Below are 12,914 nucleotides of genomic sequence, written 5' to 3'. Positions count from 1 at the left end.
ATTGTTCGGCATGCTTCCACAATATCTTGTGGGGGCAAATATGATGTATTTCGGCAAACGAACCGGGATCCTGTCAACAGTGGCCGTGCTGGCCATTGCAATCGGGTCTCAAACTGCAGCGCAAGGTCTGCGGGACGCCAATCCGCCAGCGGAATTCCCGCCTGCGTCTTATACCGGCAATCAGTATATCGACAGCAACGGCTGCGTGTTTGTGCGCGCTGGCATCGGCGGGCAGGTCGATTGGGTGCCGCGCGTGTCGCGCAACCGCGAACAGCTGTGTGGGTTCCAGCCGACACAGGTCGCCGGTACGTCGTCACGCGCGCCGCAGGCGGATGTGCCCAACCCGCTGGACACGCCAGTGGCCGGACTGCCGGCCCGCGGTGCAGCGTCAACTGCGGCGCCCGCCCCTGCCGCAACACCGGCCCCCGTTGTCACAGCAGCGCCTGCGCCTGCGCCTGCGCCACAGGCTGCGCCCACCCCAGCGGTGCGGACGGCCCCCGTGCAGACCGCACGTCGTGATCTGCCCACATCCACAGCCGGTGCCATCAACCCACTGACAGGTCAGGCTGTTTCAACCACCCGCGTGACGCCTCCAGTCGTCGCGGCCAGCCCGTCGCCACGCGTGATCACACCCGCGCCCGTCGCCACGCCTGAACCGCGCACTCTGACGCGCGCCCAGGCGTGCGCAGGCCGCACGGGGCTGCAGCCCAATCTGATCAGCCAGCGCACGGGCCAGCCCATCGATTGCGGCGGCACAGCGCCGGTTCAAACCGCAGCCGTCACAGCGCCTGCACCGACACCGGCCCCAACCCCCGTGGCACCGGCACAACGCCGGTTCTCATTGGCGGAGGCCTGCGCCGCGGTGGTCAACGACGGTTTGCAATTCGTCTCGGCGACCACCGGTCTTCCGCTGGATTGCGGCGAACGCCTGCATCAGGGCACCATCGCGGCCCCCACGTCGGGCCGTACAACCATCGCGTCCCTGCGCGCGGATTTGCAGCGCCCGCAAGCGCCGTATTCCAACCCACTCGACGCGCCTCCTGGGTCGGTGTTCGTGCCCCCTGTGGCCAGCCGTGCTGCCACGACCAACACCTATCGCAACCCGCTGGACGCCGCCCCTGGATCCGTCACCTTTAACCCGGGCGTGAACACCAGCGTTGCCAACACCTGCGGCTATGGAAATGTCGCCAGCGTTGGCGGTTTGCCCGTGCGCTGCGGGCCCCAAGCGCTGTCTCCGTCGGGCCGCGCCAGCGTCCAGACCACCCAGCGCGCCACAAATCCCATTGCCCAGCTTTTGGGGCAGGAGCCTTTGCCCCTTTCCAACGCCAACCTGGGTGTTGCTTTGCGTACGCCGCCTCCTCCGCATGGATATGAACGTGTCTGGTCCGATGGTCGTGTGAACCCCTCTCGCGGGCTGCCCACCACGCGCGTTGTGCGCCCCGGCACGGTGACCTACGCAACGCAGCCGCGCGCGGTCGCACAGCCACAGACCCAGGCCGCACCGCAGACAACCACACGCGCCGTGGCCCCCGCGCCCCAGCGCGCAGAGGCAATCAGTGGCCACCGCTACGTGCAGGTCGCCACCTTCGCGGACCGCGATCAGGCACAGGCCGCCGCGCGTAGCCTGCGGTCCCGTGGTCTGCCCATGCGCGTTGGTGTCTTCAACAGCCAAGGCCGAGAAATGCGCATGGTTCTTGCCGGTCCATTCGCCAGCGAACGGCAGTTGCAAAACGCGCTGGGCACCGCCCGTGGCGCGGGCTTTAGCGGTGCGTTTACCCGCCGCTAAGTCGACACATTGAACGACCATAGGGCCTCGCATCGCGGGGCCCTTTTTCGTGAAACCTCAACGGATTAGCTACAAATGCCCTGCAGGCTGATCCATTCTGCATCCGTCAGAATGGGGGCTGCGTCGCGGCCTTGCATCGGGTCGGCCTCAATGAGGCCCAAGGTGCTTTCGCCGGTGATGTCCACGGCATAGGCGTAGGGCGTGCTGGGCAGGCTTGCCGCCTCAAACAAGGGCAAAAGCACGCTGTCCGACGCCCGCGCCGGTGGGGTCGCGAAAAGATCTTCGGCGTAGCTTTGCAGGGTTTCAGGGGCAATTTCACCGGTTGTCAGCAAGGTAAACGTTGTCCCGATGCCGCGGTCGCGTAGCAGGGCTGCCAGCGGATCGTCTGCATGCAACTGACCTGCGGCGGCGATGATATGGCCCGCCACAACCGCTGGATCTTCGGTGTCTTCGATCAGATCGCGGTTCATGACGATCAGACCACCCGGCAGATAAAGCGATACCTCCGCCCCCGTGGGCACGACAAACACCTGCCCGCCAACCTGCGCCCCCAGCGCGCGGCGGTGGACCTTTGCCAAGGCATCGGACCCCAGCGTGCTGCGACAGGTCTGCCCCGCGACCCGCTGGATGTGGCCCAGCAAGGTCGCGCCAAATTCGGCACGTTTGACCTGCGGCACCACTGTCATCGCTTGCCGCACCAGCGCATCGGGCAGCCAGAACACGCCCAGCCCCAGGATCGCCAAAGCGGCCGCACCCAAACCCGCAGAGCGCAACCGCCCAGGCCGCGCGCGTCTGCGACGCACCGTCTTGCGCACCTTTTCCATCGCGTCGATCATCAGATCATCGCTGATCTCCAACGTCTCGGTCTGGCCACCGTCAGGCGAAAACACCGCAGGTCGTTCGCCCAGGTTCAGGCGCGAGACCGCAGGTAGCGACCAATGGGTCAGTGGCCGCGCGGCGGTGTCTGAGATGACCAAAGTGGCCTCCCCGAACGACACCAGCACCTCACGCAGCTGGGCATCGGGCGTGGCCCGCCACAACCCGCCGCTTTCCAGCCGGGAAAATTCCGTCAATGCTGTCTGTTTGCCTGTCATATGGGGCCTGCTTTGCCTCCGGTTGTAAGCAGTATAGACGGCTCACCTCGAAAGAACAAAGCCCCAGATCAGGTCAGTTGTTTGCGCAACTCAAATTTCTGGATCTTGCCCGTGGATGTTTTGGGAAGCTCCCCGAACACCACTTTCTTGGGGCATTTGAACCCCGCCAGCCGGTCGCGGCAATGGGCAATGAGGGCGGCCTCGTCTCCCGTGCGGCCCTCCTTCAGCTCAACAAAGGCACAAGGCACCTCCCCCCATTTGTCGTCGGGCATGGCAACCACAGCGCAAAGCATCACATCTGGATGTCCCATCAACGCGCCCTCCACCTCCACGGACGAGATATTCTCGCCGCCCGAGATGATGATGTCCTTGGCGCGGTCTGCAATCTGCATGGATCCGTCTGGATGCTGAATGGCCAGATCCTCGGAATGGAAATAGCCGCCCTTGAACGCCTTGGCCGTGGCCTCAGGGTTCTTGAGGTAGCCTTTCATGACCGAATTGCCGCGAATGACGATCTCCCCTTGGGTGGCGCCATCCATAGGGACCTGTTCCATGGTGTCGGACAGGACGGTGATGTCCTCCATCTGCGGAAAGGCCACGCCCTGGCGGGCCTTGATGGCGGCCTGTTCGTCTTGGGGCAGGGCGTCCCAGTCGGCGTTCCACAGACATTCGGTGACATGGCCGTAGGTTTCTGTCAGCCCGTAGACTTGCTGCACGTTGAACCCCAGCTTGCCGATGGCATCGAGTGTCGCAGGGGCAGGGGGCGCGCCTGCGGTGAAAACCTCAACCGTGTGGTCAAAGGCGCGGCGCTCGTCGTCCTTGGCGTTAACCAACAGGTTCAGCACAATAGGCGCGCCACCAAAATGCGTGACCCCTTCATCGGCAATGGCATCATAAATCGCGGCCGCCGCAACATCGCGGCAACACACCACGGTGCCGCCCAGCAAGGGCATCATCCATGTGTGATTCCAGCCGTTACAGTGAAACAGCGGCACAATCGCCAAAAAGACAGGGTACAGCGTCATGCGCCACGTCACCGGAGTACCCATCGTCATCAAATACGCACCACGATGATGGTACACGACCCCCTTGGGACGCCCTGTGGTGCCCGAGGTGTAATTCAGCGCCAGACTTTCCCATTCGTCCAGCGGCATGACCCACGCGAATGTGGGGTCACCTGCGGCCAGGAACGTCTCGTAATCAATCTGTTCGCCAATCTCCGGCACACCGGCCTGGGGGTCGGGCACTTCGACAATCAGTGGCGCTTCGCCCTCCATCAGATCAATCGCCTGCATGGCCACGGGCAAGAATTGGCTGTCACACAGCACCACCTTCGCCTCACCGTGATCCAGAATATAGGCGATCGTGTCCACATCCAGCCGGATGTTGATCGTGTTGAGAACCGCACCACAGGCCGGCACCCCGAAATGCGCCTCCGCCTGGGCAGGCACATTGGGCAGGATCGTCGCGACAACATCCCCCGGTGTCACACCCGCCTGCACCAATGCCGAGGCCAGCTGGCTGACGCGGGCATGATACTGCCTATAGGTCAAACGCATCTCGCCGTAGACCAACGCTTCGCGGTCCGCAAAGACCTTCGCCGCACGGGCCAGATGGCTCAGCGGGGTGAGGGGTACGTAGTTGGCGGGCGTCTTATCCAGCCCTGTTTCGTCGTTCATCCACCCCATGGTCGTCCTCCCAAACCCTGTGTCGATCAATTGTCTGACAATAGGTTGTCCGGCGACCGCGAAATGTCAAACGCTTCTGACCCAGCAGACTGCATTACGCCTGCCGGTCCGCGCTATCCTGGTCTCCGACCATTCTTCACCTGACCGGCCCCGCTGGGGCCGCTCCAAGACGGCTTGAATTCTTTGGGTCTCAAATACCTAAAATCCGCAGCCCACCCCCACACACCCTCTTGCGCAAGTCACACAACGCCCCCACGGTCGCCCCATGCAGGCAACGAACCCGAACCTCTCTATCTTGTGCACCCTGACCGGCATGTTCGTGCTGGGCATCAGCGACAACCTGATCGTGCTGGTGTCCGACACCTCGTCACTCTGGCTGTTTCATTTTGCCCGTTCTGCCGTGGCAGCGCCCCTGATCGTGGCACTCACCTTGATCGGAATGGGCACAATCCGCGCGCAGCGGCCGTTCTGGGTTCTGGCGCGCAGCTTTTTCACCGCAACGGCGCTGTTGATCTACTTTGGCTGTTTGGCGGTGCTGCCCATCGGGGTTGTGGTGGCGGGGCTGTTCACCGCGCCGATCTTCGTGCTCGTCTTCTCGGTCCTGTTTCGCGGCGAGGCGGTGGGGGCGTTTCGGTGGATTGCCGTGGGCCTTGGGTTTGCAGGCGCTTTGATGGTGGTTTGGCCGCAAAACGGCAACCTGACGTGGCTGTCGGTGCTGCCCATTCTTGCAGGCGTCTTCTATGCCATCGGGGCGATCGGCACGCGCGCGTGGTGTGAAGGCGAAAGCGTGCTGACACTGACGCTGTCCTATTTTGCTATCCTTGGACTCTACGGAGCGGTGGGGCTTGCAGCCTTGACCCTGTTGCCGATTGAGGCCGCGCCCGGGGCTGAGGGCTGGATGCAGCGTGGCTTTGTGACACCGGACCTGACGATGATCTGGGTGACGGTGGCGCAGGCCAGGCTCCATCGCGGGGGTGGTCTTGCTGACCCGCGGATATCAGCTGGGGGAGGCCTCCTACGTGGCGATCAATGAATATTCCCTCATCGTCTTTGCCAGCTTTTTTGCATGGCTGATGTGGGGGCAATCCTTGGGCTGGACGGCGTTGGCGGGCATTGCCCTGATCATCACATCCGGTTCGATCATCGCCTTGCGGTCCTCTCGTGCGGCCCCCCAGGATAAGGCGAGGGCGGGGGCGTCATGATCATCTCTTCCGGGCGGCGTTATATCTTCGTGCACATTCCCAAAACTGGCGGGACCTCAATGGCGCTGGCGCTTGAGAACCGCGCCAAGGCCGATGACATCCTCATTGGCGATACCCCCAAGGCCGTCAAACGACGCGGCCGCATCAAAGGCGCGCAAACGGCGGGGCGGCTGTGGAAACATGCGACACTGGCCGATGCCGAGGGGCTGATCACCCGCGCACAGATGGCCGACTATTTTACGTTCACCATGGTGCGCAATCCGTGGGACCGGCTGGTCAGCTACTATCACTGGCTGCAAGGCCAGTCGTTTGATCACCCTGCCGTGGCCCTTGCCCAGTCCAGCACCTTTTCTGCGTTCCTGAATGCCCCAGCAACGGTGCGCTCCCTGCAGGCGTCCCCCTACGTGTCCTATATGACCGACGGGGCAGGGCAGGTGCATGCGGATCTGTATATCCGTCTGGAACATCTTGCCGATGACTTGGCCCCGCTGTCGGATCATTTGGGTTTTGTACCCGATCTGCCCCGCGCCAATGCCAGCCCAAGGCCCCGCGACTGGCGCGGATTTTATTCCGACGCTGATGCTGGACTGGTGGCTCGTATCTGTGCGGCAGACATCGCACGGCACGGATATGCGTTCGATCCGTCGTAATTCCCCGTAAGGTTCAGCAGGCCGCGCCCCCGATTGTTTCCGGCATTAAGGTTAATCCGACCGTCTGAGACAGATTGCGTATTAACCTTAATCAATGCCCCAAAGATGCCCCTATTCCGGCCAAGGTCCGACTTGAGAATCACGCCAGATGTCCTTGTTGCACCGGACACGCCCCTGCCAGGGCCGCCGGATAAAAATGAACCGATGGGGATGTCGAAATGTTTGCTTGGAAGAATACGAGCTGGAATGAAATGAACGCTGATGCGGCGCTGCCGATGCTGGATGCACAAACCTCTGGCATGGTGGCGGGCACCAAGGTTGCGACACCGCAGGGCTGGGCCCGTGTTGAAACCATCTGCGAGGGCCAGAAGGTTCTGACCTTTGATGGGGGCATGCAGACCGTCCGCGCCGTCACCCGTCACGTTCTGATGGCCGACATGACGACAACCGCCGCATGGCCCATGTCAGTGCCTGCAGGCGCCCTTGGCAACCGTGAGGCGATGACCCTGCTGCCGCACCAGCCCGTCATGATCGAAAGCGATCTGGCCGAGGAAATGACAGGCGATCCGTTCGCCCTCATCCCCGCCACGTCGCTGGATGGTCTGCGCGGCATCACTCAGTCCCGCCCTGACGCCTTGGTTGAGGTGATCCAGCTTCATTTTGATTGTGACGAGATCGTCTTTGCCAACATCGGTGCGTTGTTCCTGTGCCGTGCGCAGTCCGATCTTTCCATGGATGTGCCGCAGGATGCCTACACAGTTTTGCCTTTGGATGTGGCCGATGATCTGGTCGATTACTTGGCCTGTGAGGATCATCATCACGCCCTGATGGCCGCAGCCCCTGCCCAGACAGTCGCTGCATGACGGCCTGACGGGGGCTGGACGTTTCCCCAGAAAGGTCCGCCCCCTTGCCGCTTCATCGGCTGATGCCCCGCCTTCGGTTCATCCTGAAGGCGGGGTTTCTTATGTCCAGCCCCCATACAAAAGGCCGCCCCCCTGATCATGGGGGGCGGCCTTTGATGTCTCATTGGCTGATGTGGATCAGGCGGCTTTGCTGTCTACGCCTGTTCCGAAACGACCGTAGAAGGACTGGCCCTTTTCGGCCATCTCCCGCAGCAGGGCAGGGCAGGCGAAGCGGTCTCCGAACGTCTCGGTCAACTCATCACAACGGGCGGCGGCATAGGGCGCGCCCAGAATATCGAGCCAGCTGAACGGGCCACCGGACCACGGCGCAAAGCCCCAGCCCAGAATGGCACCCACGTCACCCTCGCGGATGTCCATCAACACGCCTTCTTCCAGCGCCCGCACGGCCTCAAGCACTTGGGCAAAGAGCAGACGGTGCTGCACCTCAACCAGATCGGGCTGATCGGCCTTCACCTCATAGCGGTCGCGCAAGCCGGACCACAGCAGCTGACGCTTGCCCTTTTCGTCGTAGTCGTAAAAGCCCGCGTTTGCCTTACGGCCCAAGCGGCCCTCGTCGGCCATCCAGAAGATCAGCTCATCCGCGCTGTCGTCATAGGCCTCGCCCATGGCGGCCTTCGTAGCCTTGGCGATCTTCACGCCCAGATCAATCGACGTCTCATCGGTCAGTTGCAGCGGGCCCAACGGCATGCCGACCAGTTTGGCGGCGTTCTCGATCAACGCAGGCTCCACACCCTCTTGGACCATGCGCACACCTTCGTTGACGTAAGGAAGGATGCAGCGGTTGGCGTAGAAGAAGCGTTCATCGTTGACCACGATTGGCGTCTTGCGGATCTGGCGCACAAAATCCAGCGCCTTGGCCACGGCCACATCGCCCGTTTCGCGGCCGCGGATGATTTCGACCAGCAGCATCTTGTCCACGGGGGAGAAGAAGTGGATGCCGATGAACTGTTCAGGCCGCACGCTGGCCTTGGCCAGTTCCGTGATCGGCAGGGTTGAGGTGTTGGTGGCAAAAATTGCGTCGTCGCCAATGATCGCCTCAACCTTCTTGGTCATCTCCGCCTTGACGCTTACGTCCTCGAACACGGCTTCCACGATCAGGTCACAGCCCTTCAGCGCGTCCAGATCGGTGGTGGCGTTGATCAGACCCAAGACGGCCTCTTTCTTCTCTTCGGTGGCCTTTTTGCGGGCAATGCCCTTGTCCATATAGGCGGTGGTGTAGGATTTGCCCTTATCGGCGGCGTCCTGATCACGGTCGATCAACACAACCTCAATCCCCGCAAGCGCAGACACAAGGCTGATGCCCGCGCCCATCATGCCAGCGCCCAACACGCCAACCTTCTTGACCTTCTGGTCTGCGACCTCGGGCCGGTTCGCGCCCTTCTCCAGCTTTTCCTTGTTGATGAAAATGGAGCGGATCATCGCCTCGGACGAGGGGTTCATCAGCACGTTGGTGAACCACCGCGCCTCAATCTTGATGGCCGTGTCAAAGGGCACCATCGCGCCCTCATAGACCGCAGACAGCAGCGCCTTGGCCGCCGGATAAACCCCTTGGGTCTTGGAATTGACCATAGCGGAGGCCCCCACAAAGGTCATGAAACCTGCAGGGTGATAAGGCTCACCGCCGGGCATCTTGTAGCCCTTTTCGTCCCACGGCTTGACGATCTTGGGCTCAGACAGAACCCATGCCTTAGCCGCCGCGACCGGATCATCAACAACCTCGTCAATGACGCCTGCTGCCTTGGCTTTCTTCGGGTCATTCAACTTCCCCTCAAGCAACAAGGGCGATGCGGCCATGGCGCCCATCTTGCGCACCAGACGCGTCGTGCCGCCCATACCGGGGAAAATGCCGACCATGATTTCGGGCAGGCCGATCTTGGCCTTGGGGTTGTCGGCGGCAAAAATCCTGTGGCACGCCAGCGGGATTTCCAGACCGATGCCAAGAGCCGTGCCGGGCAGGGCGGCGGCAATCGGCTTGCCGCCTTTGTTGGTCTTGGGGTCCATGCCCGCACGTTCAATCTTGCGCAGGATGGCGTGGCTTTCCATCAGCCCGTCCATCAGACCGCGGGCCGGATCGTCGCCGGCACTTTCCTTCATCCTGGCGATGATGTTCAGGTCCATGCCGCCTGCAAAGGTGTCCTTGCCGGACGTGATGACAATGCCTTTGACCGCGTCGTCGGCCAGCGCGGCTGTCACGCAATCGTCCAGGTCTTTCCAGCCCTCAAGGCTGAGGACGTTCATGGATTTATCCTTCACGTCCCACGTGATTGTTGCCACGCCGTCTGCGTCAATTGTTGTTGTGAAGTCCGTCATTGTCGTTCGCCTTCGTCTGTTGGTCCGTTTCGGCCTCAGCTTCCAGACGCAGGGCGCGCTGGCGAAGCTGGGCGGGATTAAGAAGGGGAACGGTGACGTTGTTCACGCTGGACCGGAATGCGGCGCCGCGCCATTCCCCCTCAACAAAGCGGAGGCGCAGAGCGTTCCGGTAGGGCTCTACAACGTAGGTGCCCCCCTTAAGGATGAATGTTTCGTGGATCCCATCAATCAGTTCGGTGTTGCCTTCGACAAATTCCGCAGACTTGGCGATACGCAAAAAATCCTTCGCGCCCATCCGCTGCATGTAGTCATAAAAGGCCTTGGCCGATGTGATGAAATCGTCAGGGGACGTGTTGTTGAGCGATCCGTCGGCCGTCTCCACGGTAAGTGGATAAGACATCATGGTGGACAATTCGGCATAAAGTCCTGACATCATCAGCTTGCCGCTGCGGTCAAGAAAGGCCTGAAAAATGCCCTTGGCTGTATCGCTCATTTGCGCGTCCCGCTGGCTGTGGATGGCCTCCTCTATCAGCTTTTGTCGTCTTTGGGGATAATATAGCTGTGACAGAGCAGGCGGGGTCCCCGCCTGAAGCCATAGCCCGTTTACACCCGTTCAATAATGGTCGCAGCGCCCATGCCTGACGCGATGCACAGCGTGGCAAGGCCGGTTTCCTTGTCGGCCCGCTCCATCTCATCCAGAAGGGTGCCGATGATGATGGCGCCGGTGGCCCCCAAAGGGTGACCCATTGCGATGGACCCGCCGTTCACGTTGACCTTCGAATGATCCACATCGAAGGCCTGCATGAACCGCAACACGACGCTTGAGAACGCCTCGTTCACTTCAAACAGGTCGATGTCAGAGACGTTCATGCCCGACTGCTTCATGATGTGTTCGGTGACAGGCACAGGGCCGGTCAGCATGATGGTCGGATCGGTGCCGATCTTCGCAGTGGCCTTGATCCGCGCACGCGGCTTCAGCCCCATCCGGTCGCCCCATTCCTTGGACGCGATCAGCACACCCGCAGCCCCGTCCACAATACCAGAGCTGTTGCCCGCCGTATGGATGTGGTTGATCCGCTCAAGATGCGGGTACTTCATCAGCGCGACCTTGTCGAAACCGGGCATCACCTCGCCCATATCCTTGAACGCAGCCTTTAGCCCGCCCAAGGACTGCATGTCCGTTTCAGGGCGCATGTATTCGTCATGCGCCAGAATTTCGATGCCGTTTTGGTCGCGCACCGGCACGATGGACTTGGCAAAGCGGTTGTCGTCCCATGCTGCTTTGGCGCGTTTCTGGGATGCGGCGGCCAGCAAATCGGCGTCATCGCGGCTGAACCCGTATTCGGTGGCGATGATGTCCGCAGAAATGCCCTGCGGCACGAAATAGGTCTCCATGGCGATGGATGGATCCACCGCAATCGCGGCCCCGTCGCTGCCCATCGGCACGCGGCCCATCATCTCCACACCACCGGCAATATAGGCCTCGCCCGCGCCGCCTTTGACTTGGTTGGCCGCAAGGTTCACAGCCTCCATGCCGGACGCACAAAAGCGGTTGATCGCCAGGCCCGGAATGCGTTCATCCAGATCAGAGGCCAGCACGGCAGTCCGTGCCAAACAGCCGCCCTGTTCCTTGACTTGGGTGACATTGCCCCAAATCACGTCCTCTACCGCGTGGCCTTCCAGATTGTTGCGCTCTTTCAAGGCGTTCAACACACCGGCGGACAGCCGGGCGGAGGTCACTTCATGCAAAGAGCCATCCTTGCGGCCCTTGCCGCGAGGCGTGCGGATCGCGTCGTAAATATAAGCGTCGGTCATTGGGATCACTCCAGAGTCTTGCGTGTTAGAATTGACGTGAACGTCAACGGCGTAGATTTCAAGATTATCGTGACGTCACTCGCCCGAATGACGGTGCGTTCAGGCGCGGTCGGCGGGGGATCCCGGCATCAGGTCATAGGGATGTTTCCAACCAGGGGTGGCCGCGATCCGGTCCAACCAGGCGTCAATGTTGGGGAAATCCGCGCGGTCAAATCCAAAGGGTTCGGGGTAATACAGATACCCACAACAGGCGATATCCGCTATGGTCAGATGATCGCCCACCAAAAACGCGCGCTCCTCCAGCTGCGTGTTCACGACCTTCAACGCAGAGATCAGCCGCATCTGCATGAACCCGATGACATCGGCATTGCGTTTTTCCTCGGCGAGAAAGTTCATCATGAACCGTAAAGGCCCCGCCACACTGCTGACCTTGTGGTTGTCGAAAAACATCCAACGCAACACCTCACGCCGCGCCTCGGGCGTGTCCCCACCCAGCTTGCCGGTTGTTTCCACGACATAATCCTGAATGACGCCTGATTGGGTCAGCACCACATCACCGTCGACCATGACAGGCACCTCGCCCATGACATTGAGCGCCCGAAACGCCGGATCGCGCGCCCCGCCGCCAAAGAAATCCACAAACTCCGGTTCCCAGTCGGCCCTCGCCAATTCCAGGCTCAAGGCGGCCTTGTACGCATTCCCGCTTTCGCCGAAGCAATACAGTTTGATCATACGGTGTCCTTTCGCGACTGTCCGTTCTGCGACCACTGTCGCGCTATGAGTTGTATTTGCCAAGATGAAGATACGCCCCGGGCTTTCACGTTATCGCGCGTTTTTTAAAGATCGGATTAAGGGCGCGTTAAGGTTAATGCGCCAAGACAAGGGGGCGCCGATAGCTGGAGAGTGAAGCGGCGTCCAAGGTGAAGATCCTCATGGCCCTGCGCGGCTGACTTGCTTCGCCCCCGCCGGTGCACAGGTTGTCGGGGTCTTCTTGTCAGACCGTTTTGGCCTTTGTGGGCTTTAAGGGGCCGGCCCGATGCGGTCGGCCCCGTTTTGATCTACGGTCGTGATCCGCAGGCTTGGTCCGCGGCCCGCCGCATTAACCTTAACGCGCCCGCGTCAGAGAACGCTGTCTCAATTGACGTTCAACGCCCCCCTTCATTTGACCCGAAAAACTCGCCCCGCAGGGTCGGCCCGCCGATCAGTGAAACGTCAGCGTTTTCGCGCATCCAGCTCTGAATTGAACAGGCGCAAACGGTGGCCGAAGGTGTCTTCATCGATGACGCTGTCGAAGTTTTCGAACAAGAACGACAGCGCCTCGCCTTCATCCAATCCGGCCTCAGCCGCGAATCTGCGCAACCGGCGATAACCGTCTTCTGTCATGGCGCAGGGAAAGCGGCGGGTCAGGCGAAAACGTTTGGGCATGGGGTGTCCTGCAACAAAAAA

The 12,914-nt window shown here is 61.3% G+C and carries 12 protein-coding genes; 5 read left to right on the top strand and 7 right to left on the bottom strand.

What is annotated here, in order from left to right; all coding sequences use genetic code 11:
• Window positions 1-10 precede the first annotated feature (10 nt).
• Window positions 11-1,786 carry an SPOR domain-containing protein gene (locus PSJ8397_RS10590; protein ID WP_235000687.1) on the top strand — a complete coding sequence of 592 codons (1,776 nt, stop codon included), beginning with the start codon at window positions 11-13 and terminating at the stop codon, window positions 1,784-1,786.
• Between the two features lie 65 nt (window positions 1,787-1,851).
• On the opposite strand, the gene PSJ8397_RS10585 is transcribed toward PSJ8397_RS10590, so the two are convergent.
• Both PSJ8397_RS10585 and PSJ8397_RS10580 read right to left on the bottom strand, forming a co-directional pair.
• Complete coding sequence (locus tag PSJ8397_RS10585; protein ID WP_085864578.1) at window positions 1,852-2,880, bottom strand: hypothetical protein; 1,029 nt, start codon at window positions 2,878-2,880, stop codon at window positions 1,852-1,854.
• 68 nt (window positions 2,881-2,948) lie between these two features.
• The gene (locus PSJ8397_RS10580; protein WP_085864577.1) at window positions 2,949-4,568 is read right to left on the bottom strand and encodes an AMP-binding protein; all 1,620 of its coding nucleotides are present in this window, start codon (window positions 4,566-4,568) and stop codon (window positions 2,949-2,951) included.
• 265 nt (window positions 4,569-4,833) lie between these two features.
• Here PSJ8397_RS10580 and PSJ8397_RS10575 point away from each other — a divergent pair, with 265 nt between their 5' ends.
• The 4 genes from PSJ8397_RS10575 to PSJ8397_RS10565 all read left to right on the top strand — a co-directional run bounded on the left by PSJ8397_RS10575 (window position 4,834) and on the right by PSJ8397_RS10565 (window position 7,283).
• Window positions 4,834-5,601: a DMT family transporter gene (locus tag PSJ8397_RS10575; protein WP_235000685.1), complete on the top strand. Its 768-nt coding sequence runs from the start codon at window positions 4,834-4,836 to the stop codon at window positions 5,599-5,601.
• Window positions 5,588-5,770, top strand: a complete 183-nt coding sequence (locus tag PSJ8397_RS17220) for a hypothetical protein (RefSeq protein ID WP_235000683.1) — start codon at window positions 5,588-5,590, stop codon at window positions 5,768-5,770. The genes PSJ8397_RS10575 and PSJ8397_RS17220 overlap by 14 nt, the downstream gene beginning before the upstream one ends.
• Window positions 5,767-6,420, top strand: a complete 654-nt coding sequence (locus PSJ8397_RS10570) for a sulfotransferase family 2 domain-containing protein (RefSeq protein WP_085864576.1) — start codon at window positions 5,767-5,769, stop codon at window positions 6,418-6,420. Before PSJ8397_RS17220 ends, PSJ8397_RS10570 begins: the two co-directional genes overlap by 4 nt.
• Window positions 6,421-6,638: 218 nt before the next feature.
• A complete protein-coding gene (locus PSJ8397_RS10565) occupies window positions 6,639-7,283 on the top strand; it encodes a Hint domain-containing protein (RefSeq protein ID WP_085864575.1) in 645 nt (214 codons plus the stop codon).
• Window positions 7,284-7,460: 177 nt separating this feature from the next.
• Here PSJ8397_RS10565 and PSJ8397_RS10560 read toward each other — a convergent pair whose 3' ends face one another.
• From PSJ8397_RS10560 to PSJ8397_RS10540, 5 genes are all read right to left on the bottom strand, one after another.
• Complete coding sequence (locus PSJ8397_RS10560; protein WP_085864574.1) at window positions 7,461-9,653, bottom strand: 3-hydroxyacyl-CoA dehydrogenase NAD-binding domain-containing protein; 2,193 nt, start codon at window positions 9,651-9,653, stop codon at window positions 7,461-7,463.
• Window positions 9,628-10,146, bottom strand: coding sequence for a hypothetical protein (locus tag PSJ8397_RS10555; protein WP_085864573.1), 519 nt, complete (start codon window positions 10,144-10,146; stop codon window positions 9,628-9,630). Before PSJ8397_RS10555 ends, PSJ8397_RS10560 begins: the two co-directional genes overlap by 26 nt.
• A gap of 110 nt (window positions 10,147-10,256) precedes the next feature.
• On the bottom strand, window positions 10,257-11,468 hold the full coding sequence (locus PSJ8397_RS10550) for an acetyl-CoA C-acetyltransferase (RefSeq protein ID WP_085864572.1): 1,212 nt from the start codon (window positions 11,466-11,468) through the stop codon (window positions 10,257-10,259).
• A gap of 99 nt (window positions 11,469-11,567) precedes the next feature.
• Window positions 11,568-12,200, bottom strand: a complete 633-nt coding sequence (locus tag PSJ8397_RS10545; protein WP_085864571.1) for a glutathione S-transferase family protein — start codon at window positions 12,198-12,200, stop codon at window positions 11,568-11,570.
• A 480-nt stretch (window positions 12,201-12,680) separates the two neighbouring features.
• The gene (locus tag PSJ8397_RS10540) at window positions 12,681-12,893 is read right to left on the bottom strand and encodes a hypothetical protein (RefSeq protein ID WP_085864570.1); all 213 of its coding nucleotides are present in this window, start codon (window positions 12,891-12,893) and stop codon (window positions 12,681-12,683) included.
• Window positions 12,894-12,914 lie beyond the last annotated feature (21 nt).

This window comes from Pseudooctadecabacter jejudonensis (assembly GCF_900172275.1).
GTDB lineage: Bacteria > Pseudomonadota > Alphaproteobacteria > Rhodobacterales > Rhodobacteraceae > Octadecabacter > Octadecabacter jejudonensis.
This window is presented reverse-complemented; position numbering and strand designations above follow the sequence as displayed.

Coding starts and splice junctions, on each gene's coding strand:
- PSJ8397_RS10590 (WP_235000687.1), top strand. CDS start 11: ATGCTTCCACAATATCTTGTGGGGGCAAATATGATGTATTTCGGCAAA.
- PSJ8397_RS10585 (WP_085864578.1), bottom strand. CDS start 2,880: ATGACAGGCAAACAGACAGCATTGACGGAATTTTCCCGGCTGGAAAGC.
- PSJ8397_RS10580 (WP_085864577.1), bottom strand. CDS start 4,568: ATGGGGTGGATGAACGACGAAACAGGGCTGGATAAGACGCCCGCCAAC.
- PSJ8397_RS10575 (WP_235000685.1), top strand. CDS start 4,834: ATGCAGGCAACGAACCCGAACCTCTCTATCTTGTGCACCCTGACCGGC.
- PSJ8397_RS10570 (WP_085864576.1), top strand. CDS start 5,767: ATGATCATCTCTTCCGGGCGGCGTTATATCTTCGTGCACATTCCCAAA.
- PSJ8397_RS10565 (WP_085864575.1), top strand. CDS start 6,639: ATGTTTGCTTGGAAGAATACGAGCTGGAATGAAATGAACGCTGATGCG.
- PSJ8397_RS10560 (WP_085864574.1), bottom strand. CDS start 9,653: ATGACGGACTTCACAACAACAATTGACGCAGACGGCGTGGCAACAATC.
- PSJ8397_RS10555 (WP_085864573.1), bottom strand. CDS start 10,146: ATGAGCGATACAGCCAAGGGCATTTTTCAGGCCTTTCTTGACCGCAGC.
- PSJ8397_RS10550 (WP_085864572.1), bottom strand. CDS start 11,468: ATGACCGACGCTTATATTTACGACGCGATCCGCACGCCTCGCGGCAAG.
- PSJ8397_RS10545 (WP_085864571.1), bottom strand. CDS start 12,200: ATGATCAAACTGTATTGCTTCGGCGAAAGCGGGAATGCGTACAAGGCC.
- PSJ8397_RS10540 (WP_085864570.1), bottom strand. CDS start 12,893: ATGCCCAAACGTTTTCGCCTGACCCGCCGCTTTCCCTGCGCCATGACA.